The organism is Microcella sp. (assembly GCF_046296455.1).
Taxonomy (GTDB): Bacteria; Actinomycetota; Actinomycetes; order Actinomycetales; family Microbacteriaceae; genus Microcella.
The window spans coordinates 1-20,881 of record NZ_JBKBLF010000033.1; the positions used below are offsets into that span (position 1 = coordinate 1).

Below are 20,881 nucleotides of genomic sequence, written 5' to 3' on the forward strand. Positions count from 1 at the left end.
GCGCGGCGCTCGGGGCGGGCGCCGTCGCGGTCGTCGCGCCCGCCGCGGGGCGCGCGGTCATCCCGAGCCGGTCGGTCGGTGCGCGCGTCGTTCGCGAAGCGCTGCGCGCGCTCTTCTTCGGCCGAGAGCAGCAACGGGGTGTCGCCCTGCGCGACGAGGGCGAGCGCCGCGGCCACGTCGAGCTCGGCCACGTCGTGGTGCTCGACGTAGTGGCTCACGATGTCGCGGAACTCGGCGATGCGGTCGCTCTGCCCGAGTGCCGCCGTGATGGCGTCGTCGAACCGGGCGAGGCGCGTGACGTTGACGTCGTCGACGCTCGGCAGGCGCATCTCGGTGAGGGGCTGGCGGGTGGCCTTCTCGATCGCCGTGAGCAGGCGGCGCTCGCGCGGCGTGACGAAGCTGATGGCCGATCCCGAGCGGCCGGCGCGACCCGTGCGGCCGATGCGGTGCACGTACGACTCGGTGTCGACGGGGATATCGAAGTTGACGACGTGGCTGATGCGGTCAACGTCGAGGCCGCGCGCGGCGACGTCGGTCGCGACGAGGATGTCGAGCTTGCCCGACTTCAGCTGGTTGACCGTGCGCTCGCGCTGCACCTGGGCCACGTCGCCGCTGATGGCGGCGGCCGAGTAGCCGCGGGCCCGCAGCTTCTCGGCGAGCGTCTCGGTCTCGTTCTTGGTGCGGACGAAGACGATCATGCCCTCGAAGTTCTCAACCTCGAGAATGCGCGTGAGGGCGTCGACCTTCTGCGGGTAGCCGACGATGAGGTAGCGCTGCGTCGTGTTCGCCGAGGTCGTCGTCGTCGACTTCACGGTGATCTCGTCGGGGTCGGTCAGGTACTGCTGCGAGAGCCGGCGGATCGTCGCGGGCATCGTCGCCGAGAACAGCGCGACCTGCTTGCTCTTCGGCGTCTCGGCCAGGATCGTCTCGACGTCTTCGGCGAAGCCCATCTTGAGCATCTCGTCGGCCTCGTCGAGCACGAGGTACTTGAGCTCGCTCAGGTCGAGCGTGCCCTTCGCGAGGTGGTCCATGATGCGGCCGGGCGTGCCGACGACGACGTGCACGCCCCGGCGCAGGGCCGAGAGCTGCACGCCGTAGGCCTGGCCGCCGTAGACCGGCAGCACGTGCACGCCGCGCAGGTGGGCGGCGTACTTCTCGAAGGCCTCGCACACCTGCAGGGCGAGCTCGCGCGTGGGCGCGAGCACGAGCGCCTGCGGGCTCTTCTGCGAGACGTCGAGCCGCGAGAGGATCGGCAGCGCGAAGGCGGCCGTCTTGCCCGTGCCCGTCTGGGCGAGCCCGACGACGTCGCGGCCGGCGAGCAGGGTCGGAATCGTGGCGGCCTGGATGGCCGAGGGGGTCTCGTAGCCCACGTCGCGCAGCGCCTTGAGCACCGCGTCGCTGAGGCCCAGGTCGGAGAAGGTCGTGGTGGGGGCGGAGTCAGCGGCCGCCGACGTGTCTGCTTCAGCGGTCGTCATGCATCGACGGTACCGCGTCGACCGACACGCCGACCGTGAGGAGTTCACCAGCGTTCCCCCATGCGGTGTGGGGCTGGCCTCCAGACTGCGCGCTTAGCGTCGCCCTCGTCGCGTCGATCCGCGCGATCTCACCCCCCTTCCGCCGTGGAGTCGCTGATGCCCGCGCTGCCGCCCGAGAGCGAGTCCGACCTCGTCGATCTCGTCATTCTGGGCGCCGGATGCGCGGGGCTCTCGCTCGCAGCCCGCCTCGCGAGCGGCGACGGCGACCTCCGGGTCGTTCTCGTCGACCCGCGCACCGAGTTCGCCGACGACCGCAGCTGGAGCTTCTGGCAGCACGACCACCATTCGCTGCGCGGCATCGTGGCCCACGAGTGGAACGGCTGGACCTACGCCGACCTGGCCGGCCGCTCGGCCACGCACCGCGTGCCCGGTATGAGCTACCAGTACATCCGCGGCGTCGACTTCTACCGCTGGGCTCTCGCCGAGATCGCGGGCGACGACCGGATCGACCTGCGCCTCGGCGTCGCCGCGGAGGGACTGTCGTCGGTCACCCTCGCCGACGGGTCGTCCGGCGTGCGCGTCACGACCGACCAGGGCGCGCTGCTCGCCCGCCGCGTCGTCGACACGCGCCCGCGCCGCACGGCCGCGCTGCTCTACCAGTGCTTCAGCGGGGTCGAGGTGGAGCACGGCGGCGCCCTGCCCACCGAGCCCGACGCCGTCGGGCTCATGACCCGCATGCGCAGCGGCACCGACGGCCTCGGCTTCGTGTACGTGCTGCCGCTGTCGCCGACGCGCGCGCTCGTCGAGTGGACGCGCTTCAGCCCCGTGCCGCTCGCCGAGAGCGTCGTCGTGGCCGAGCGCGATGCCGAGCTCGCCGCGATGGGGCTCGCGGGCGCGACGGTCGTGCGCGAAGAAGGCGGCATCCTGCCGATGGGTCGCATGCCCGTCGACGAGCAGCCGATGCCGGGCGTCGTGCTCGCGGGCAACGCCGGCGGCGCGCTGCGGGATGCCTCGGGGTACGCGTTCCTGCGCATCCAGCAGTGGGCGCGGCGGTGCGCCGACGCGCTCGCGCGCGGGGAGGACCCGGCGCCGCATCCGGCCGAGCCGTGGGTACGGCGGCACATGGACCGCATCTTCTTGCAGGCGCTGCGCGCGCATCCGGAGCGCACGGCCGACTACTTCATGGCCATGGCACGCGGCGTCGCGCCTCGTCGCCTGCTGCGGTTCCTCACCGATCGCGCCACGGCGGGCGACCTCGCGAACATCATCGTGAGCCTGCCGCTGCTGCCGTTCCTCGCACAGCTGCCCGACCGCCGCACTCGGCTCGTCGCCGCGGCGAGCGCCGCCCGGGCCGACCGGGTCGCGCGGTGACGGCGACCGAACCCCCCTCGGTCACGACCGCGCCCGGCCGGCCGACCACTGCTGCAACGCGCAGGCACGCGACGCCGTTCGAGACCCGCCTCTTCCTCTCTCTCGCCCTGCTCACGGCGCTGGCCTTCCTCCTCGCGAACCCCGAGCCACCGCTCGTCGTGCAGATCGCCGCGATCGCGATCCTCGCCGCCGTGCTCGGCATGCCGCACGGCGCGCTCGACCCGCTCATCGCCCGGCGCCTCGGCTACTGGCGCACGCCGCTGACCTTCGCGGTCTTCAACCTCGCCTACACGGGCGTGGCGGCGGCCGTCGTCGCCCTCTGGCTCCTCGCTCCCGTTCCCAGCCTCGTCGCCTTCCTGCTCATCTCCGCCGCCCACTTCGGCAGCGACTGGAACCGCGAGCGCCCGCTCGCCCTGCGCTTCACCACGGGCGCGGCCCTGCTCAGCCTCCCCTCGCTGCGCGATGTGGATGCGGTGGCCGACCTCTACGCGACCCTCGCCGGAGAGGGCGCTCGCATCGTCGCCCAGACCCAGGCCGCGATCGGCCCCGTGCTGCTCGTCGCTCTGGCGGCGGCCGCCGTCGTGGCCGCGCGCCGAGCACCCCACGAGGGGATCGAACTGCTCGCCGCGGCCGCACTCGCCCTGCTCGCCCCGCCGCTCATGTTCTTCATCGTCTACTTCTGCGCGCTGCACAGCGCTCGGCACCTGCGCGAGGGCTTCCGCGAAGAGCACGGGCACGGCCGCCGCCTGACGGTGCTCATCGTCGCGACCTACACGCTGGCGCCGCTGCTCATGGCGGGGGCGTTCCTGTGGGCGACGGCCGGCACGGCATCCCTCGACGACCAGCTGCTGCGCGTCGTCTTTATCGGACTCGCAGCCCTGACCGTGCCGCACATGGCGCTCGTCACCCTCGGCGATCGCGCTCTGCGGTCGAATCAGCCCGCGGGCTAATCGACCTGACTTTCCGGCCGCCCCAGCGCCCGCTCGTACTGGTCTCGATCGAAGACGAACGGCCCAAGAGCGCTGAGGTCCCAATCCCGAAAACCCATTCGGAAGCCGCTCCATCGCACCGAGTGCTCGTCGACGCTGACGATCGCGCTCAACGGCCAACACCCCGCAACGCTGCACGTGCATCCAAGCAAGGTGGTGTCGCCGTCGCCAAAGCAATACTCGCGTGGCTCATCCAGATAGTGACGCGAGGGCCAAAGGAACGATCCCCAGAGGCCGGCATACTTGCCGGCAAACCTGGGTTCGCCCGCCGCGATCGCGATCGGCAGCTCTACAGCACGGGCCAACTCGGCAAGACGCACGCCGTTGACGATCGGCTCAGTACCCCACCATCCAGAGGCCAGTTCGTCTCTGCGCGCGAACACTTGCTCGAAGGCGATCACGTCCATGGGAGCATCCTGCAGCATGCGGCGAGGGCTGAAAAGAAAGCTCAGCCCAGCGGGTGGTCGTGCACGACTGAGCTCAGGGTCGAGCCGTTGAGGTCGAGGTAGAGCTGCCCCTCGGTGAGCGAGACGGTGATCGCATTGCGGCGCTCGAGCACGGCAACCGCGGCGTCGATGAAGCCGGGGTCGAAGCTGTGCAGCACGATGCGATCCGCCTCGTGGATCTTCTTGCCCGCCCAGAGGGCGAGCACCTTCGTCGGGTCCCGATGCGTATAGACGACGGTGCGGTCGGCCTTCTTGCTGCCGAAGTGCAGGCGCTCGGCATCCGGAGCCCCCACCTCGATCCAGGCCGTCAGCCGTCCGGTGCGGTCGCGCACGATCACGGCGGGCTCGTCGGTGGACGAGACGCCCTCGCTGAACGCGATGCCCTCCTCGAACTCGAGGCAGTGGGCGAGCACGCGCGTCATCATGTACGCGTCGGTCTCGCTCGGGTGGCGGGCGACCCGCAGGTTCAGCTCGTCGTAGACGCCGCGGTCGACATCGGCGAGCGAGCCCGTGAAGGTGTAGACCACTGCGCCGGCTGCCATGAGGCCCGAGCCTAGCCCGACGGCGAGACGGGGCGCGCCGAAGCGATTCGCACCAAGAAGTCATCCCTGGTGCGCGAGGGGGGACTTGAACCCCCACGCCCTTACGGGCACTGGCACCTGAAGCCAGCGCGTCTGCCATTCCGCCACTCGCGCGCGACGGGGCAGGCCCCGTCAACTCAGCGAGATTATCACAGCGGGCCTCTGCCGCTGTGCGGTGCCGGCAAGCCCGGCCGACTACCATCAGAGGGTCATCGGCCGAGGGAGGACGCAGGTGGGGCTTCTCGACAGCTTCGAGCGCGGACTCGAGCGCGCCGTGGGCGGCGCCTTCGCCAAGACCTTCAAGAGCGGCGTGCAGCCCCTCGAGATCTCGGCGGCTCTGCGCCGCGAGCTCGACACGAAGGCCGCCGTCGTCTCGCGCGACCGCATCCTCGTGCCGAACGAGCTGCGGGTGCGACTGGCCCCCGCCGATTTCGCCCGCATGGATGCCCTGGGCGAGTCGCTCATCGACGAACTCACCCAGCTGCTGCAGCAGCACGCCACCGCCCAGCGCTACACGTTCCCGGGCGGCATCCGGCTCACGCTGCGCAGCGACGCGGCCCTCGCCGAGGGCGTGCTCGCGGTTGAATCCGAGACGGTCAAGGGATCGGTCGTGTGGAGCCCCGTGCTCGACATCGACGGCGTGCGCCACCCGCTCACGCGCTCGCGCACGATCATCGGTCGCGGCAGCGAGGCCGACATCACGCTCGACGACACGGGCACGAGCCGCAAGCACATCGAGATCCTCTGGGACGGCGAGCGCGCGCAGCTGACCGACCTCGGCAGCACCAACGGCTCGCTGCTCAACGGTGAGCCGGTGACGCGCGCCGTGCTGCCGCCCGATAGCGTGATCGAGATCGGGCGCACGCGCATCCTGTTCCGCGTGCTCGCCCAGCGCGGCGAGGTGGCCGACCCCCGAACCCCCAGAAACCCGACTCGAGGAGGCGGCCGATGAGCGAACTCACGCTGCTGCTGCTGCGCATCGGGTTCCTCATCCTCATGTGGGCCTTCGTCTTCTCGATCGTCTACGCCCTGCGCTCCGACCTGTTCGGCACGAAGGTGCGGCGCATGCCGGCCCCGGCCGCAGCATCCGGTACCGCAGCATCCGCCGCCGCGTTCGCGACGCCCTCGGCGGCACCCGCCGCAACGCCCGCGAGCCCCGCCGCGCCAACGAGCTCGGGCGACCCCGCTCGTCGCCTCGTCATCACCTCGGGGGCGAAAGAGGGGCTCGAGCTGCCGCTCGAGGGCGACCAGCTCACGATCGGCCGATCGGCCGACTCGGGGCTCGTGATTCGCGACGACTACACCTCGACCCACCACGCACGGCTCATGCTGTGGGATTCGACGTGGATGATCCAAGACCTCGACTCGACCAACGGCACGTTCCTCAAAGGCAAGAAGGTCGGCGCGCCGACGGCGGTGCCGCTCAACACCCCCGTCAGCATCGGCACGACGACGTTCGAGCTGCGACGGTAGCCGCATGACCCTGCTCTCGGCCGCCGGCTCGCACGTCGGCAAGGTGCGCTCGAACAACCAGGATTCGGGGTACGCCGGCGAGCACCTCTTCGTCGTGGCCGACGGCATGGGAGGGCACGCGGGCGGCGACGTCGCGAGCGCCCTCGCGATCCAGTCGATCGCCCACATCGACCGCGCCTTCGACACCGCCTCCGACGCCGCGCAAGCGCTGCGCAGCGCGCTGCTCGAGGCGAACCACGAGCTGGCCGAGACCGTGTTCGAGCATCCCGAGCTCGCCGGAATGGGCACGACCGTGAGCGGCCTCGTGCGCGTGGGCGACCGCCTGGCCCTCGCCCACATCGGCGACAGCCGCGTCTACCGCTGGCGCGACGGCGAGCTCACGCAGGTGACGAAAGACCACACCTTCGTGCAGCGCCTCGTCGACAGCGGTCGCATCACGGCCGAAGAGGCCGCGGTGCACCCCCGGCGCTCGGTGCTCATGCGCGTGCTCGGCGACGTCGACCTCACGCCCGAGATCGACATCGAGTTGCTCGACACCCGCCCGGGCGATCGCTGGGTGCTGTGCAGCGACGGCCTCAGCGGCTACGTCACCGAGCAGCGCGTCGGCGAGCTGCTCGACGAGCACCCCGACGCGGCGGCCGCCGTCGATGCCCTCATCGACGAGAGCCTCGATCACGGCGCCCCCGACAACGTCACGGTCGTCATCGTCGGCATCGACGACTCGGGCTCGAGCTCGATCGGCGCCCCGGTCATGGTCGGTTCGGCAGCGAAGCCGCTCACCTACGCGGCTCCCGTCAGCAAGCGAAGCGTTCGGCTGCCCTCGCTGCTGCTCCATCCGCTCACGGCCACGACCGCACCGGCCGACGAGCACTTCGAGCCCGAGTCCGAAGAGTTCTTGCGCGAGCTCATCGCTGAAGACGAGCGTCGCAAGGTGCGCCGCCGCATCACGTGGTCGGTCGGGATCCTGCTGGTCGCCGGCCTCGTCATCGCGGCGCTCACCGCGGGCTACCAGTGGACCCAGTCGCGCTATTTCGTGGGGGTCTCGAACGGCCAGGTCGCCGTCTTCCAGGGCGTGCAGCAGGGCATCGGCCCGTTCCCGCTCTCGAGCGTCTACCTCGAGAGCGACATCGCCGTCGACGACCTCTCGCCCTTCAGCCGCCAGCGCGTCGAGTCGACCATCAACGCCGACGACCTGTCTGAGGCGCTCTCGATCATCGACCGCCTCATGGCCGAGGTCGACCGATGAGCGCGACGACCCCGGGCACGCAGGCCGTCGGCGCGGTCGTCGACCTAGGTGCCCCCCGGCCGAGCTTCACCGAGGCCATCACGATCACGCTGCGCACGCCGGCGAAGCTGCGCAACCTCGAGCTCGTCCTGCTGCTCGTGGCCATCGGCATCACGGGGGCGGCCGTCGCACTCGTGCAGCTCGGAGCCCTGGGCGAGCTCGACACCACGATCCTCGCCTACGGCGCGGGGCTCGGGATGCTCGCGCTGGGCATGCACGTCGTGTTGCGCATCACGGCTCCCGACGCCGACCCGTTCATCCTGCCGATCGTCGTCACCCTCAACGGTCTCGGCGTCGCCATGATCTACCGGCTCGACCTCGCCGAGGGCTACACCGGCTGGGACATGTTCGGCGTGCGCCAGATGGTGTGGACGGCGATCGCGATGGTCATCGCCCTGCTCGTGCTGATCGTGGTGCGCAACCACCGCATCCTGGCCCGGTACCGCTACGTCGCGATGCTCGTCGGCATCGGGTTGCTGCTGCTGCCGATGCTGCCCGGCATCGGTCAGACGATCAACGGCGCCCGGCTCTGGATCCAGCTCGGCCCCTTCTCGTTCCAGCCGGGCGAGATCGGCAAGATCGCGCTCGCGGTGTTCTTCGCCGGCTACCTCGTGACGGCGCGCGAGTCGCTCTCGATCGTCGGCAAGACATTCCTCGGCATGCGGTTCCCGCGCGGCAAAGACCTCGGGCCGATCCTGATCGTGTGGCTCGCCGCGATGGCCGTGCTCGTCTTCCAGCGCGACCTCGGCACCTCGTTGCTGTACTTCGGGCTGTTCCTCGTCATGATCTACGTCGCGACGGGGCGGCTCAGCTGGGTCGTGCTCGGGCTCTCGCTCTTTTTCGGCGGCGCCCTCATCGCGAGCCAGGCGCTCTCGTACGTCAACGGGCGCTTCGCCGCGTGGCTCGGCGCTTTCGACCCGGCCAACTACGAGGCGACCGGCGGCAGCTACCAGCTCGTGCAGGGCATGTTCGGCCTCGCGAACGGCGGGCTGATCGGCACGGGACTCGGGCAGGGGCGGCCCGACATCGTGCCGCTCGCCGAGAGCGACTTCATCGTCGCGAGCCTCGGAGAGGAGCTCGGGCTCGTGGGCCTCTTCGCCATCCTGGGCCTCTACCTGCTGTTCGTCGCCCGCGGCTTCCGCATCGGCTTCAACGGCACCGACGACTTCGGCCGCCTGCTCGCCGTCGGCCTCGCCTTCGTCATCGCGCTGCAGGTCTTCGTCGTCATCGGCGGCGTCACGCGCGTCATTCCGCTCACGGGCCTCACGACCCCCTTCCTCGCCGCTGGCGGCTCGTCGCTCGTGGCCAACTGGATCATCGCCGCGCTGCTGCTGCGCCTCAGCGACACCGTGCGCCACCAGCCCCGATTGGTGGTGACCGACGATGAATAAAGAGCTGCGGCGCATCAGCGTCGCGACCCTCGCGATGTTCCTCGCGCTCTTCGTCTCGTCGAGCGTGATCCAGGTGTTCGCGGTCGACGACCTGCGGGCCGACCCCCGCAACGTGCGCACGCTCTACGCGAGCTACTCGGCCGAGCGCGGGCCCATCCTGCTCGACGGCCGACCGATCGCCGAGTCGACCGCGGTCGACTCGCCCTTCGCGTTCCTGCGCGTCTACCCCGAGCCCTCGCGCTACGCGGCGATCACCGGGTACTTCACGCTCAACCAGGGCAACACCGGGATCGAGGGCGCGTACAACGACTTCCTCACCGGAACCGCCAACGAGCAGTTCCTCGACCAGCTCGGCGCGCTCGTCACGGGGCAGCGTCCGCGCGGCGCCGCCGTGCAGCTCACCGTCGATCCGGTCGTGCAGCAGGCCGCCGTGGAGGCCATGGGAGACCTGAAGGGCGCGATCGTCGCGGTCGAGCCCGCGACGGGCCGAATCCTCGCCCTCGTCTCGACGCCGAGCTTCGACCCCAACCGCCTCGCCTCGCACGACACCGCGAGCGTGCTCGAGGCCTACGACCAGCTCACGGCCGACCCCGACGACCCGCTCGTCAACCGCGCCATCAGCGGCGACCTCTATTTTCCGGGCTCGACGTTCAAGCTGCTCGTCGCGGCCGCGGCGCTCGACTCGGGTCGCTTCACCCCTGAGGATGCGTTCCCGAACCCCGCGCGCCTGCCCCTGCCGCTCAGCACCGACTCGATCACCAACTCGGGCGGCGGCACGTGCGGCGGCGGGCCGACCGTCAGCCTCGCGACGGCGCTGCGGCTCAGCTGCAACATCCCCTTCGCTGAGATCGGGCTCGCCCTCGGAGAAGACACCATGGCTCGCTACACCGAGGCCTTCGGGTTCGGCACCGCCTACGAGATCCCGATGACGGCGACGCCGTCGAGTTTTCCGACGGGCATGGACGACGCGCAGCTCATGCTGTCGTCGTTCGGGCAGTACGACGTGCGGGTCACACCGCTGCAGATGGCGCTCGTGAGCGCCGCGATCGCGAACGGGGGCAACCTCATGCAACCCACCCTGCTCGACCGCATCATCGCGCCCGATCTGTCGATCGTGCAGCAGTCGCAGCCGACGCTCGTGAGCCAGCCGATCACCCGCATCACGGCCGAGACGATGACGCGGCTCATGGTCGACGGGGTGTCGAACGGCGTGGCCAGCAATGCCAGAATAGAAGGCGTCGCCGTGGCCGGAAAGACGGGTACGGCCGAGAACGGCGACACAGCGCCGTACACCCTGTGGTTCACCGGTTTCGCGCCGGCGGACAACCCCCAGGTCGCAATCGCGGTCGTCGTCGAAGACGGCGGCGGGCGGGGCCAGTCAGGGTCGGGCAACCAAATCGCGGCCCCGATCGCGAAGCAAGTACTTGAGGCGGTGCTGAGCAGATGAGACCCATGAGCGGGCTGACCTTCGGTGGCCGGTACCAGCTGCTGTCGCGCGTCGCGATCGGCGGCATGGGCGAGGTCTGGCAGGCGACCGATCTCGTCATCGGCCGCACCGTCGCGATCAAGATCCTCAAGGACGAGTACCTCGGCGACCCCGGGTTCCTCGAGCGGTTCCGCGCTGAAGCGCGGCACGCGGCGCTCGTCAATCACGAGGGCATCGCCAACGTCTACGACTACGGCGAAGAAGAGGGCAGCGCCTACCTCGTCATGGAGCTCGTCCCCGGCGAGGCGCTCTCGACGATCCTCGAACGCGAGCGCGTGCTTCCTGCCGACCAGGTGCTCGACTTCGTCGCGCAGACCGCCTCGGCGCTGCACGCAGCCCACCAGGCCGGCCTCGTGCATCGCGACATCAAGCCGGGCAACCTGCTCATCACTCCCGACGGCCGCGTCAAGATCACCGACTTCGGCATCGCCCGCATCGCCGACCAGGTGCCGCTCACGGCGACCGGCCAGGTCATGGGTACGGTGCAGTACCTGTCTCCCGAGCAGGCGAGCGGGCATCCCGCGTCGCCGTCGACCGACGTGTACTCGCTCGGCATCGTCGCGTACGAGGCGCTCGCGGGGCGCCGCCCGTTCACGGGCGAGTCGCAAGTGGCGATCGCAATGGCGCAGATCAACGAGGCCCCGCCCGAGCTGCCCGTCACGGTGGCCGAGCCCGTGCGCAACCTCGTGTTCGCGGCCATCGCCAAGAAGCCGGCCGACCGGCCCGCGAGCGCCCAGCTCTTCGCGCGCGCGGCGCAGGCGCTGCGGCGCGGCGACGTCGGGGGTGCAGCGGCCATCGTGCCCGCGATCGCGTCGGGGGCGGCCGCCACGGCCGCCACGCGCGTCATGCCCGCGGGCGACGAGTCGACGCGTGTGTTGCCGAGCATGGGCGCCGTGCCGACACCCGCCCTGCCGACCGAGGCGCGGCGCAGCCCGTGGACCTGGCCGCTCGTGGCCCTCATCGGAATCCTCATCGTGCTGCTGGTCGGTGCGCTCATCGCCGTCTTCGCTCAGCCGAACCCGCCCGAGCCCGAGCCGAGCGACACCCCCTCGAGCGAGGTCACGCCGAGCGACACCCCGAGCCCCACGCCGACGATCGAGACCGTCACGATCGTCGAAAGCGAGTGGCTGGGTCGCACACGCGCGGCGATCGACGCCAAGGTCGCCGAGCTGGGCCTGCGGCTCGACCCCGTCGAGGGCAACATCGCGCCGAGCCAGGCCGAGGTGGGCCTGTCGTACCAGATCAACCCGCGCAGCGGGGTCGTGCAGCGCGACGCCGTGATCACGGTGTTCTTCTACGCAGCGATCCCCACGCCGCCGCAGCCCGCCAACCTCGCGATCGACCCCGGGGCCGGGCCGTACCCGGGCTCGAGCCAGGTGGTGCTGAGCTGGCCCGCCTACACCGACTGCCCCGCCGGGTTCCCGCTCTCGGGCTACAACTTCACGATCGTCGGCGGTGCTCCCGGTGAGTCGCTGCCGCGACCGGCCGACGACAATGACCTGCCCGTCACGCTCTCGGCCAGCGGGCAACTGCGCGTCACGTACGTCGCGCTCTGCGGAACCCTGCAGTCGCAGCGCTCCAACGAGCTCGCCGTGCCCATCGGCTAGACCACAAGTCGAGCACCGCTCGACGGCCTAGACTGACGAGCACCAGCACAGCATCATCGAGGAGACCGAGGCACCGATGGACGAGGTGGCAGAGGGCACGCGGTTCATCGCCGCACGCTATGAGCTCGGGCCGCTCATCGGCCGCGGCGGCATGTCTGACGTGCACCTCGCGACCGACGCCAAGCTCGGCCGTCGCGTGGCGGTCAAGCTGCTCAAGTCGAGCCTCGCCTCCGACCCGGTGTTCCGCAGCCGGTTTCGGCAAGAGGCGCAGGCCGCCGCCCGCATGGCGCACCCGACGATCGTGCGCATCTTCGACGCGGGCGAAGAGATCGTGCGCGGCCCCGGCGGCGACGAGACGATCGTGCCGTACATCGTCATGGAGCACGTCGAGGGCCGGCTGCTGAAAGACATCATCGCCGACGGCCCGCTGCCGGTCGCCGAGGCGGCGCGCATCGCGCAGGGAATCCTGACCGCCCTCGAGTACTCGCACCGCGCGGGCGTCGTGCACCGCGACATCAAGCCCGGCAACGTCATGGTCACCTCGGCCGGCCAGGTCAAGGTCATGGACTTCGGCATCGCGCGCGCCATCTCCGACTCGGCCGCGACGGTCGCCCAGACGAGCTCGATCCTGGGCACCGCGCAGTACTTCTCTCCCGAGCAGGCGCGCGGCGAGACGGTGGATGCCCGTACCGACCTCTACGCCAGTGGCGTGGTGCTCTTCGAGATGCTCACGGGCCGCCCGCCGTTCCAGGGCGAGTCGGCTGTCGAGGTCGCCTACCAGCACGTGAGCGAGCCCCCAGTCGCGCCGAGCACGCTCAATCCGCAGGTCTCGGCGGCCATGAACGCGGTCGTGCTGCACGCGCTCGTGAAAGACCGCTTCGAGCGGTTCCAGACGGCGAGCGAGTTCCGCGACGATGTCACCGCGGCCGCCGCGGGTCAGGTTCCGCCCCAGCGCGTCGACGCCCCCTCCGACTTCACCTCGACGCTGTTCGGGGTCAACCCGCAGGCGACCGCCGACACCGAGGCGGCCATGCGGCAGCTGAGCGTCGACGACGACGAGCGCCGCAGCCGCACGCAGTCGCGCCCGCCCGTCGCGTGGATCTGGGCCGGCATCGCGGTCATGGCCGTCGTCATCGCGGCCGTGCTGTTCTGGGCCTTCAACCTCGAGCGCACCCCGCTCACCAACGCCGTGGCCATCGAGGTTCCCGACGTGATCGGGCTGCAGTACGACGAGGGCGGGCAGATTCTGCTCGACGCCGAGCTGCGCCCCGAGCCCAGCACCGAGATCAGTGCGACCGTGCCCGAGGGCCAGATCATCAGCACCGACCCGCCCGCGGGCATCACGGTCTCGCCGGGGCAGGTCATCGACGTCGTGGTCTCGGCAGGAGCCCAGCGCATCGTCGTGCCCAGCCTCAATCTGCTGACGCTCGCCGAGGCCGAGGCGGCCCTCGCCGAGCGGGGGCTCGTCATCGGCACGGTCACGGCCGAGAACTCCTCGTCGGTGGCGAAAGACGTCGTGATCCGCTCCGACCCCGAGCAGGGCACCGAGCTGCGGGCCGGCGACGCCGTCAACGTCATCGTGTCGACGGGCCGCGTGCGGGTTCCCGATGTGCGCAACCTGCCCATCGGCGAGGCCTCGTCGCAGCTCACCGCGCTCGGGCTCACCGTCTCGGTGCAGGGCGATGCCAGCTGCACGGGCCAGCTCGTCACCGCGCAATCGCTGCCCCCGGGCGATCAGCCCCAGCGCTCTGAGGTCACCCTGCGCTACTGCAGCGGCGAGTCGGGGGCCTCGGGTGCCGACGACTCGTCGTCGAGCACGCTGCGCGGCCCCGGCAACAACCGGGGCGGCGGCCGCAACGACTGATCGGCCGAGGCGCTGATCCGGCGGGCGCCCGACCGGCTCAGGCGCGCGGCGCGATGCTCACGAGCGGGCTGAGCCCGACGGCGGTCTCGCGCGCGCTCGGCAGCCCCGCCTCGGCGAGCCAGTTGCCGAGCATCCGGTAGCCGCCCTCGGTCAGCACCGACTCGGGGTGAAACTGCACGCCGTGCACGGGGGCCGTGCGATGCCGCACGCCCATGATGATGCCGCCGTCGGTGCGCGCGGTCACCTCGAGCGCGTCGGGCACGGTGCCCTCGACGATCGCGAGGCTGTGGTACCGCGTGGCGCGGAAGGGCTGGGGCACCCCGTCGAAGAAGTCGCTGCCGTCGTGCTCGATCTGCGAGGTCTTGCCGTGCATGAGCTCGTCGGCGTGGGTCACGACACCGCCGAGCGCCTCGGCGATCGCCTGGTGCCCGAGGCACACGCCGAGCAGCGGCTGACCGGTGGCGAGCGCCGCGTGCACCACGGGGATCGAGATGCCCGCCGACGCGGGGTTGCCGGGGCCGGGCGAGATGAGCACGGCGTCGTAGTCGGCGATGAGGGCCGCCGCCCCGTCGGCGCCGACCACGTCGTTGCGCACGACCGTCGTCTCGGCCCCCAGCTGCTGCAGGTAGCCGTCGAGTGTGTAGACGAAGCTGTCGTAGTTGTCGATCACGAGCACGCGCATGCCGCTACTCGCCCACGGTCGACTCTTGCGGCAGCAGCGTGTCGGCCGCCCACGGAAAGACCCATTCGACGAGTGCGGCGAGCGCGAGCGCCGTGAGCACGATGAGCATGAGGATGCGCACCCACGTCGGGCCCGGAAGAATGCGCCACAGCGCTGCGTACATGTCGTCTGCCCTCGCGATCAGTCGGCCGAGGCCTCGACGACGCCGCTCAGGGCGGCGGGCGGCCCGTCGGCGCGCGGATACCAGGTCTCGAAGGCGGCGTAGGCGATGATGCGCTCGGCCGACGAGAACTTCGGGTTGCAGCTCGTCATCGTGAGCAGGCGATCGGTCGCCTCGATCTGCGGCGCCTGGGGCACGGGGGCGAGCACCTCGACGGCGCTCGGCCACACGTACTCGAGCCCGCGGAAGGTGTACTCGTACCAGCCGTCGGCCGTCTCAACGAAGATGCTGTCGCCCAGGCGCAAGCTCGCGATGTCGGCGAAGGGCGCGCCGTAGGTGGTGCGGTGCGCGGCGATCGCGAAGTTGCCAATCTCACCCGGCATCTGCGTCTCGAGGTAGTGCCCGATGCCGATCTGGCGGTTGTTGAGCACGGTGCGCAGGTCGACGCCGCCCGCGATCGGGCGCACGTAGTCGGCGCCGAACCGCGGCACGATGAGGGTCGCGAAGACCTCACCCGCCGCCGCGGGATCGGCCACGACAGGAGTGCCGGGTTCGACCGGTCGCTCGGCGATGCCCTCGCCGCGCTCCCACCGGTCTTGCAGTTCCTCCTGCACCTGCTCCGCGGCCTGCTGCTGCTCGCCGCCCGCGATGATGTCGTTGAACCACACGTACCAGCCGAGAAAGAGCATGACGACGACGCCCGCGGTGATGAGCAGCTCGCCGAGCACGCCCACGACCGTCAGGCGCGCTGGCGGGCGGGCCACCGCCGCGGCCTTTCGCGCATCGCGCGCCGCGCGACGCGTGGGCGCCTCGTCGACCGGCGTCGACTGCGGTGCCGCCTCGTCGGGCGCCGCGGCACTCTCGGGCTGGGTCACGGCACGATTGTACGCGCAGGCGACGAGCGGTCACTGCGGCTAGACTTCAGAACATGGCCCGGTCTACTGCGCGCAACGCCGAGAACCCCGAGACCCCCCGTGGCGCCGACGCCCCGAACCCGGTCTGGTTCAAGCCCGTGATGTTCGGCTTCATGCTCGTCGGGCTCATCTGGATCCTCGTGTACTACGTCAGCCAGGCCTCGTGGCCCGTGCCGAGCCTCGGCCCGTGGAACATCATGGTGGGCTTCGGCATCATGTTCATCGGGTTCCTCATGACCACCCGCTGGCGCTGACCGGGAGTTCTGCAGAACTACATCGATGTGATTATCCCCACTGTGGAATCGCCTGGGGATAACTTCTCGTCATGTTTCTGACGCGCGTTCATCATGCCGATCGCGGTGCGGGCATCCCGCTCGATCGGGGCTTCTAGAACAGCGCGACGCGCACGATCGAGACCGCGACGAGAGCGGCCGCGACGAGCCCGATGAGCAGAGCCTGGCGCCGCTGCTGATCGGCTCGCCGCGTGCGCAGCATGATCCACGCGAGCAGAGCGCCCACGAGCAGGCCGCCAACGTGCGACTGCCACGAGACGCCCGGGATGAGGAAGCCGAGCGCCAGGTTGATGGCGATGATGACGACGAGTTGCACGTTGCGGCCGCCGAGCCGGCGCTGGATCACGAAGAACGCGCCGAGCAGCCCGAAGATGGCGCCCGAGGCGCCGACCACGACCGAGAGCGGCGCGAGCCAGAGCACCGCGACCGAGCCGCCGAGCGCCGACAGCACGTAGACGGCGGCGAACCGCGCGCGCCCGATGAGGCTCTCGAGCAGCGGGCCGAGCACCCAGAGCGAGTACATGTTGAAGACGATGTGGAAGATCGAGCTGTCGCTGTGCACGAGCGCCACGGTGAGCATGCGCCACGGCTCGAAGGCGGTCAGGGGCGGGAAGTAGGCGAGCGCGCTCGTGACGGCGCCCTGCGTGATCCACTGCAGGGCGAAGACCACGAGCGTGAGCGCCAGGATGCTGTAGCTCACGACGGGCACGCGGCTGCCGGGACGGAAGGCCCGCACGAGCGCCGACGGCCGCTTCGGCAGGGCCGCGCGTGCCGCGGCGATGCACTCGGGGCACTGCACGCCCACGGCGGCGGGCGTCTGGCACGCGGGGCAGACCGCGCGATCGCAGCGCTGGCAGCGCACCGCGCTGGGGCGATCAGGATGCCGGTAGCACACCCGCGCATCCGCCCCGGGGCGGGGTGCGCCCGCCTGCGGATCGGTCACGCGACCTCGACGACCTCGATGCTCGAGATGACGACGTCGTCGAGCGGCTTGTCGTTGGCGTTCGTCGGCACGGCCTCGATGGCCTTCACGACGGCCTTCGAGTCGTCATCGGCGACGACGCCGAAGATCGTGTGATTGCCGTTGAGCCACGGCGTCGCGACGGTCGTGATGAAGAACTGCGAGCCGTTGGTGCCGCGGCCGCCGCGCTTGCCGGCGTTGGCCATCGCGAGCAAGAAGGGCTCGCTGAACTGCAGCTCGGGGTGGATCTCGTCGTCGAACTCGTAGCCCGGGCCGCCGATGCCCTGGCCGAGCGGGTCGCCGCCCTGCAGCATGAAGTCGGTGATGATGCGGTGGAATATGACGCCGTTGTAGAGCGGCTCGGTCGTCGACTGGCCCGTGGCCGGGTGCGTCCACTCCTGCGTGCCGGTCGCGAGACCGACGAAGTTGCGCACGGTCTTCGGCGCGTGGTTGCCGAACAGGTTGACGACGATGTCGCCCTTGTTCGTGTGGATGGTGGCGACGGCGGTGTGGATCGACATGCGCCCATTCTGGCATGGAGCGGCCTGGCCTCTTCCTGAGCATTCGGGGCGCATCGGTTGGGCGCTGGCCGCGTTGGTGCCAGGATGGGAATTCGCCGACCGCCGATGCAGGAGGACCTCATGGAACTGTCACGCAAGCGCCAGCGCGAACTGAAGAAGCTGCGCCGCCAAGCCGGAGACGTGTGGGACGAGCAGCGCGAGGTGCTCGAGCGCGCCGCGAGCATCCTGCGCGATGCCAGCCGGCAGGCCGCCTCGGTCGCTCGCGAGGACGTCGCCCCGCGGGTGCGCGACACCTACGAGAAGCGCATCGTTCCGGGCGTCGAAGCCGGCGTCGGCTCGGTTCGGCACGCCGCCTCGGCCACGCGCGACCGCTTCGTCGACGACGTCATGCCCGCCGTGACGGGCGCGATCGGCTCGGCCATCGCCGTGCTCGACGTCGCGCGCGACAAGCGCATCCGCGACGCGATCCGTCAGGTGTCGGCCTCGGGGCGCGACCTCGCGACGCGCGCCGGTCAGAAGGTCGGCCTCATCGAGGTCAAGCCCTCCCCCGGCCCCGGCCGCTACATCCTCATCGGCCTCGGCGTCGTCGCGACCGCCGCGATCGCCTATGCCGCTTGGCAGACCCTGCGCGCCGACGACGACCTCTGGGTCGAAGAGGTCGACCCCGACGCCGAGGCGCCCGCGGTCTAGAGGTCGAGCACGAGCTCGGGGGTCGTCGCGCGCGACACGCACGGGTAGAACACCCCGATCTCGTCTTTGTCGGCGTCGGCCATGACCGAGTCGAGGTGCTGCGGAGTTCCGGCGAGCACGCGCGTCTCGCACGTGCCGCACACGCCGGTGCCGCACGAGGTGGCCACGGGTACGCCCGCCTGCTGCAGCGCGGTCAGGATGCTCTGCTCAGCCGGCACGTCGACCCGCACCCCCGTGCGCCGGGTGATGACCGTCACGGGCTCACGCTCGGTGCCCGCGGCGCGGTCGATCGCGACGAAGCGCTCGACATGGCACCGCTCGACGGGAGTCGCGGCGACGACGTCGTCGAGCAGGCCGCCGCTGCCGCACGCGTACACCTCGGCCTCGGTTGCCGCGATCTCGGCGGCGACATCGAGCCGCTGGGCGCGCTCGTCGCCGGCGATCACGCGCACGCGGTCGCCGTACCGCTGCTCGAGCTCGCGCGCGAACGCCATCTCTGATCGCGTGCGGCCCAGGTAGAGCAGTCGCCATGACCGGGTCGGCGGCAGCGCCTCGATCATCGCGCGAATGGGCGTGATGCCGATGCCTCCCGCGATGAACAGGTAGTCGTGCGCGGCCTCGAGGGCGAAGTGGTTGCGCGGGCCGATGACGTCGAGCTCGTCGCCGAGCTGCGCCGCCTCGTGCAGGTAGCCGCTGCCGATGCCCGCCGGCTCGGCACGCAGCACGGCGATGTCGACGTGGCCGCGATCGGCCGGATCGCTGCACAGCGAGTACTGGCGCTCGACCCCCACGGGCAGCCGCAGCGTGATGTGCGCCCCGGCGTACCAGGGCTCGATCGTCCCGCCGTGGAGTCGCGCCAGCCTGATGCGCACGACGCCATCCGCGACGGGATGCTTGCCGACGATGCGCATGCGGGTGACCGCGAGCGGGTTGCCCGGGTTCGCCTCGAGCAGCGAGGGGACGACGCCCGCCGCGGCGCCGGACTCGACCGGCGCGGGGCGGCGGCGCGCCATGACGAGGCGCACGATGAGCGCGAGCACGGTTGCCGTGACGACGACCGTCGCGACCGCCTGGTACCACGCCGCCCCCGCGTCGGTGCCCGCATAGGCACCGTGCACCGCGACCGCGAGCACCGCGACGTAGCTGAGGTAGTGCACGGCCTTCCACAGCCGGCGGGGAAGCCGGTTCTTGACGAGCGAGGTGAGCTGAACGGCCGCGAGCACGTAGAAGGCGACGATGCCGAGGGCCACGGGCAGTGGGCGGTACTCGGCCGTCAGCGGGATCAGCAGCTGATCGATCGGCATCGCCAGCCATGGGTCGAGCACGAGCGAGACCATGTGGATGAGCGTGAGCACGAGCGCGGTTCCGCCGAGGTACCGGTGCAGATCCTGCAGCCAGGCAGGATTGTCGGCGCCGCGGAACACGCGCGTCGAGAGCAGGATGCCCCAGAGCACGGCGACCGTCATGATGACCCAGGCGAGCACCGCGCTCGCGCGTGTCACGTACCACCAGAGATGCGGATCGTTCATGCGTAGTCGCTCCAGTTCGGGGTCGAGTGCTCGACGCCGTCGGCGTCGATGAGCAGGGCGGCGGCCCCCCGGGTGGGGAGCCAGGCCAGGTAGTCGTCGAGCGGACGCAGGAATCCGGGCTTCGTGAGCACCTCGGCGCGCGCGGCGGTGGCGGCGATGACCGTGACGGTCTGGATGCTCGTGGCGGCCGGGCGCCCCGAGGCGGGGTCGATGAGGTGGTGGGCGGCGTGGCCCGACTCGGTCATCCAGCGCCGTTTTCGCTGACTCGAGGTGGCGATGCCGCCGTCGACGAGCCGCACCACGCCGCGATTCGCGCCGGGGACGAAGGGGTCGTCGACCGCGATGCGCCACGCGGTGTCGTCGGGCGCCTGGCCCGCGACCCGCACGTCGCCGCCGATCTCGACGAGGCAACCGAGGGCGCCCGCGGCGATCAGTCGGCGCGCGACGAGATCGGCGGCGAGCCCCTTGCCGATGCCGCCGGCGTCGAGGGTCATGCCGATCGGCAGGCGCACCTCATCGCCGTCGAGGCGCATGGCCTCGAGATCGCCGCGCCCGACCGCGAGCGCAGGCAGCGTCGTCGACCGTGAGGGGTCGACCGTCGACCGGCGGTATCCGGCCGTCACGAGGTGGGGCAGCAGGGTGGGGTCGAAGTCGTGGTCGGTCTCGCGCCACCCCTCGCGCATCGCGTGCAGCAGCACGATGGTCTCGGGTGCCACGGTGACCGGCACCCCGTCAGCGTTCGCGAGCGCGGTGAGGTCGCTGTCGTCGACGAAGCGGCTCCAGCGCTGCTCGAGGGTGAGCGCGAACCCGTGCGCCTCGTCGAGCGCCGCCGACGATCCGCCGACGATCCGCACATGGGCGCTGCCCCCCATGAGCGCCCAGGTACGGTCGGTCGTCAGCGGGGCGTCGGTGACCACGGTCACCCGCCCGATCCGCCCGTGGCGCCATCAGCCGGAGCGGGCGCGGGTGCCGGAGCGGCGGGCGCGGGAGCCGCCGGGGCCTGCGGAGCCGCGGGGGCCGGACGCGGGGCGACGGGTTCGGGCGTCGGCAGCAGCGAGGCGTCGAGCACGCGCACCGCGAACGCGCGCGTGTGCGAGCCGGTGGCGGGCGCCGCGGCGGCGGGCGGCGCCGGCGCCGCGCCCAGCGCCGGGGGCGCGGCCCCG

The 20,881-nt window shown here is 71.1% G+C and carries 21 protein-coding genes, 1 tRNA gene and 1 pseudogene; 11 read left to right on the forward strand and 12 right to left on the reverse strand.

Features of this window, described 5'->3' with window-relative positions:
* On the reverse strand, window positions 1-1,475 hold a 1,475-nt coding region (locus ACK4HH_RS12305), incomplete at its 3' end, for a DEAD/DEAH box helicase (RefSeq protein WP_409652383.1).
* Window positions 1,476-1,619: 144 nt separating this feature from the next.
* Here ACK4HH_RS12305 and ACK4HH_RS12310 point away from each other — a divergent pair.
* Both ACK4HH_RS12310 and ACK4HH_RS12315 read left to right on the forward strand, forming a co-directional pair.
* On the forward strand, window positions 1,620-2,846 hold the full coding sequence (locus ACK4HH_RS12310) for a lycopene cyclase family protein (RefSeq protein ID WP_409652386.1): 1,227 nt from the start codon (window positions 1,620-1,622) through the stop codon (window positions 2,844-2,846).
* Window positions 2,843-3,796 (forward strand): Brp/Blh family beta-carotene 15,15'-dioxygenase, encoded by a 954-nt coding sequence (locus ACK4HH_RS12315; RefSeq protein ID WP_409652389.1) that lies wholly within the window; start codon window positions 2,843-2,845, stop codon window positions 3,794-3,796. Before ACK4HH_RS12310 ends, ACK4HH_RS12315 begins: the two co-directional genes overlap by 4 nt.
* Here ACK4HH_RS12315 and ACK4HH_RS12320 read toward each other — a convergent pair.
* From ACK4HH_RS12320 to ACK4HH_RS12330, 3 genes are all read right to left on the reverse strand, one after another.
* On the reverse strand, window positions 3,793-4,242 hold the full coding sequence (locus ACK4HH_RS12320) for a hypothetical protein (protein ID WP_409652392.1): 450 nt from the start codon (window positions 4,240-4,242) through the stop codon (window positions 3,793-3,795). The genes ACK4HH_RS12315 and ACK4HH_RS12320 overlap by 4 nt on opposite strands.
* Before the next feature lie 41 nt (window positions 4,243-4,283).
* Complete coding sequence (locus ACK4HH_RS12325) at window positions 4,284-4,823, reverse strand: YaeQ family protein (RefSeq protein ID WP_409652395.1); 540 nt, start codon at window positions 4,821-4,823, stop codon at window positions 4,284-4,286.
* A 67-nt stretch (window positions 4,824-4,890) separates the two neighbouring features.
* Window positions 4,891-4,976, reverse strand: a tRNA-Leu gene (locus ACK4HH_RS12330).
* 118 nt (window positions 4,977-5,094) lie between these two features.
* Between ACK4HH_RS12330 and ACK4HH_RS12335 the strand changes: the two genes are divergently transcribed.
* The 7 genes from ACK4HH_RS12335 (at window position 5,095) to pknB (ending at window position 13,968) form a co-directional block, all read left to right on the forward strand.
* Complete coding sequence (locus ACK4HH_RS12335; RefSeq protein WP_409652397.1) at window positions 5,095-5,814, forward strand: FhaA domain-containing protein; 720 nt, start codon at window positions 5,095-5,097, stop codon at window positions 5,812-5,814.
* Entirely contained in the window at window positions 5,811-6,335 is a 525-nt protein-coding gene (locus ACK4HH_RS12340) for an FHA domain-containing protein (RefSeq protein WP_409652400.1), read from the forward strand. Before ACK4HH_RS12335 ends, ACK4HH_RS12340 begins: the two co-directional genes overlap by 4 nt.
* Before the next feature lie 4 nt (window positions 6,336-6,339).
* Entirely contained in the window at window positions 6,340-7,581 is a 1,242-nt protein-coding gene (locus tag ACK4HH_RS12345) for a PP2C family protein-serine/threonine phosphatase (protein ID WP_409652402.1), read from the forward strand.
* Window positions 7,578-9,011: an FtsW/RodA/SpoVE family cell cycle protein gene (locus ACK4HH_RS12350; protein ID WP_409652405.1), complete on the forward strand. Its 1,434-nt coding sequence runs from the start codon at window positions 7,578-7,580 to the stop codon at window positions 9,009-9,011. Before ACK4HH_RS12345 ends, ACK4HH_RS12350 begins: the two co-directional genes overlap by 4 nt.
* Window positions 9,004-10,458 carry a peptidoglycan D,D-transpeptidase FtsI family protein gene (locus ACK4HH_RS12355; RefSeq protein ID WP_409652408.1) on the forward strand — a complete coding sequence of 485 codons (1,455 nt, stop codon included), beginning with the start codon at window positions 9,004-9,006 and terminating at the stop codon, window positions 10,456-10,458. The genes ACK4HH_RS12350 and ACK4HH_RS12355 overlap by 8 nt, the downstream gene beginning before the upstream one ends.
* A complete protein-coding gene (locus ACK4HH_RS12360; protein WP_409652411.1) occupies window positions 10,455-12,104 on the forward strand; it encodes a protein kinase domain-containing protein in 1,650 nt (549 codons plus the stop codon). The genes ACK4HH_RS12355 and ACK4HH_RS12360 overlap by 4 nt, the downstream gene beginning before the upstream one ends.
* Window positions 12,105-12,180: 76 nt before the next feature.
* The gene (gene pknB, locus ACK4HH_RS12365) at window positions 12,181-13,968 is read left to right on the forward strand and encodes a Stk1 family PASTA domain-containing Ser/Thr kinase (RefSeq protein ID WP_409652413.1); all 1,788 of its coding nucleotides are present in this window, start codon (window positions 12,181-12,183) and stop codon (window positions 13,966-13,968) included.
* Between the two features lie 37 nt (window positions 13,969-14,005).
* Here the strand turns inward: pknB and ACK4HH_RS12370 are convergent, their stop codons facing one another.
* The 3 genes from ACK4HH_RS12370 to ACK4HH_RS12380 are packed head-to-tail and all read right to left on the reverse strand — an operon-like array spanning window position 14,006 to window position 15,685.
* Window positions 14,006-14,650, reverse strand: coding sequence for an anthranilate synthase component II (locus ACK4HH_RS12370; protein ID WP_409652415.1), 645 nt, complete (start codon window positions 14,648-14,650; stop codon window positions 14,006-14,008).
* A 4-nt stretch (window positions 14,651-14,654) separates the two neighbouring features.
* Window positions 14,655-14,813: a hypothetical protein gene (locus ACK4HH_RS12375; protein ID WP_409652418.1), complete on the reverse strand. Its 159-nt coding sequence runs from the start codon at window positions 14,811-14,813 to the stop codon at window positions 14,655-14,657.
* A gap of 17 nt (window positions 14,814-14,830) precedes the next feature.
* Window positions 14,831-15,685, reverse strand: coding sequence for a class E sortase (locus ACK4HH_RS12380; RefSeq protein WP_409652420.1), 855 nt, complete (start codon window positions 15,683-15,685; stop codon window positions 14,831-14,833).
* A 53-nt stretch (window positions 15,686-15,738) separates the two neighbouring features.
* Here ACK4HH_RS12380 and ACK4HH_RS12385 point away from each other — a divergent pair, with 53 nt between their 5' ends.
* Window positions 15,739-15,978, forward strand: a complete 240-nt coding sequence (locus ACK4HH_RS12385) for a cell division protein CrgA (RefSeq protein WP_409652423.1) — start codon at window positions 15,739-15,741, stop codon at window positions 15,976-15,978.
* A gap of 133 nt (window positions 15,979-16,111) precedes the next feature.
* Here ACK4HH_RS12385 and ACK4HH_RS12390 read toward each other — a convergent pair whose 3' ends face one another.
* Complete coding sequence (locus ACK4HH_RS12390; protein WP_409652426.1) at window positions 16,112-16,960, reverse strand: rhomboid family intramembrane serine protease; 849 nt, start codon at window positions 16,958-16,960, stop codon at window positions 16,112-16,114.
* Entirely contained in the window at window positions 16,957-17,499 is a 543-nt protein-coding gene (locus tag ACK4HH_RS12395) for a peptidylprolyl isomerase (protein ID WP_409652428.1), read from the reverse strand. Before ACK4HH_RS12395 ends, ACK4HH_RS12390 begins: the two co-directional genes overlap by 4 nt.
* Before the next feature lie 120 nt (window positions 17,500-17,619).
* On the opposite strand from ACK4HH_RS12395, the gene ACK4HH_RS12400 reads away from it, so the two are divergent.
* Window positions 17,620-18,189 carry a hypothetical protein gene (locus tag ACK4HH_RS12400; RefSeq protein ID WP_409652431.1) on the forward strand — a complete coding sequence of 190 codons (570 nt, stop codon included), beginning with the start codon at window positions 17,620-17,622 and terminating at the stop codon, window positions 18,187-18,189.
* On the opposite strand, the gene ACK4HH_RS12405 is transcribed toward ACK4HH_RS12400, so the two are convergent.
* From ACK4HH_RS12405 to ACK4HH_RS12415, 3 genes and pseudogenes are all read right to left on the reverse strand, one after another.
* Complete coding sequence (locus ACK4HH_RS12405) at window positions 18,186-19,718, reverse strand: 2Fe-2S iron-sulfur cluster-binding protein (RefSeq protein ID WP_409652434.1); 1,533 nt, start codon at window positions 19,716-19,718, stop codon at window positions 18,186-18,188. The two genes, ACK4HH_RS12400 and ACK4HH_RS12405, sit on opposite strands and share 4 nt — an antisense overlap.
* Entirely contained in the window at window positions 19,715-20,641 is a 927-nt protein-coding gene (locus ACK4HH_RS12410; protein ID WP_409652437.1) for an FAD:protein FMN transferase, read from the reverse strand. The genes ACK4HH_RS12405 and ACK4HH_RS12410 overlap by 4 nt, the downstream gene beginning before the upstream one ends.
* Window positions 20,638-20,881, reverse strand: a pseudogene (locus ACK4HH_RS12415) (hypothetical protein); the annotation flags it as partial. The pseudogene ACK4HH_RS12415 and the gene ACK4HH_RS12410, both read right to left, overlap by 4 nt.

Coding starts and splice junctions, on each gene's coding strand:
- ACK4HH_RS12320 (WP_409652392.1), bottom strand. CDS start 4,242: ATGGACGTGATCGCCTTCGAGCAAGTGTTCGCGCGCAGAGACGAACTG.
- ACK4HH_RS12325 (WP_409652395.1), bottom strand. CDS start 4,823: ATGGCAGCCGGCGCAGTGGTCTACACCTTCACGGGCTCGCTCGCCGAT.
- ACK4HH_RS12340 (WP_409652400.1), top strand. CDS start 5,811: ATGAGCGAACTCACGCTGCTGCTGCTGCGCATCGGGTTCCTCATCCTC.
- ACK4HH_RS12345 (WP_409652402.1), top strand. CDS start 6,340: ATGACCCTGCTCTCGGCCGCCGGCTCGCACGTCGGCAAGGTGCGCTCG.
- ACK4HH_RS12350 (WP_409652405.1), top strand. CDS start 7,578: ATGAGCGCGACGACCCCGGGCACGCAGGCCGTCGGCGCGGTCGTCGAC.
- ACK4HH_RS12355 (WP_409652408.1), top strand. CDS start 9,004: ATGAATAAAGAGCTGCGGCGCATCAGCGTCGCGACCCTCGCGATGTTC.
- ACK4HH_RS12360 (WP_409652411.1), top strand. CDS start 10,455: ATGAGACCCATGAGCGGGCTGACCTTCGGTGGCCGGTACCAGCTGCTG.
- pknB (WP_409652413.1), top strand. CDS start 12,181: ATGGACGAGGTGGCAGAGGGCACGCGGTTCATCGCCGCACGCTATGAG.
- ACK4HH_RS12370 (WP_409652415.1), bottom strand. CDS start 14,650: ATGCGCGTGCTCGTGATCGACAACTACGACAGCTTCGTCTACACACTC.
- ACK4HH_RS12375 (WP_409652418.1), bottom strand. CDS start 14,813: ATGTACGCAGCGCTGTGGCGCATTCTTCCGGGCCCGACGTGGGTGCGC.
- ACK4HH_RS12385 (WP_409652423.1), top strand. CDS start 15,739: ATGGCCCGGTCTACTGCGCGCAACGCCGAGAACCCCGAGACCCCCCGT.
- ACK4HH_RS12395 (WP_409652428.1), bottom strand. CDS start 17,499: ATGTCGATCCACACCGCCGTCGCCACCATCCACACGAACAAGGGCGAC.
- ACK4HH_RS12400 (WP_409652431.1), top strand. CDS start 17,620: ATGGAACTGTCACGCAAGCGCCAGCGCGAACTGAAGAAGCTGCGCCGC.
- ACK4HH_RS12405 (WP_409652434.1), bottom strand. CDS start 19,718: ATGAACGATCCGCATCTCTGGTGGTACGTGACACGCGCGAGCGCGGTG.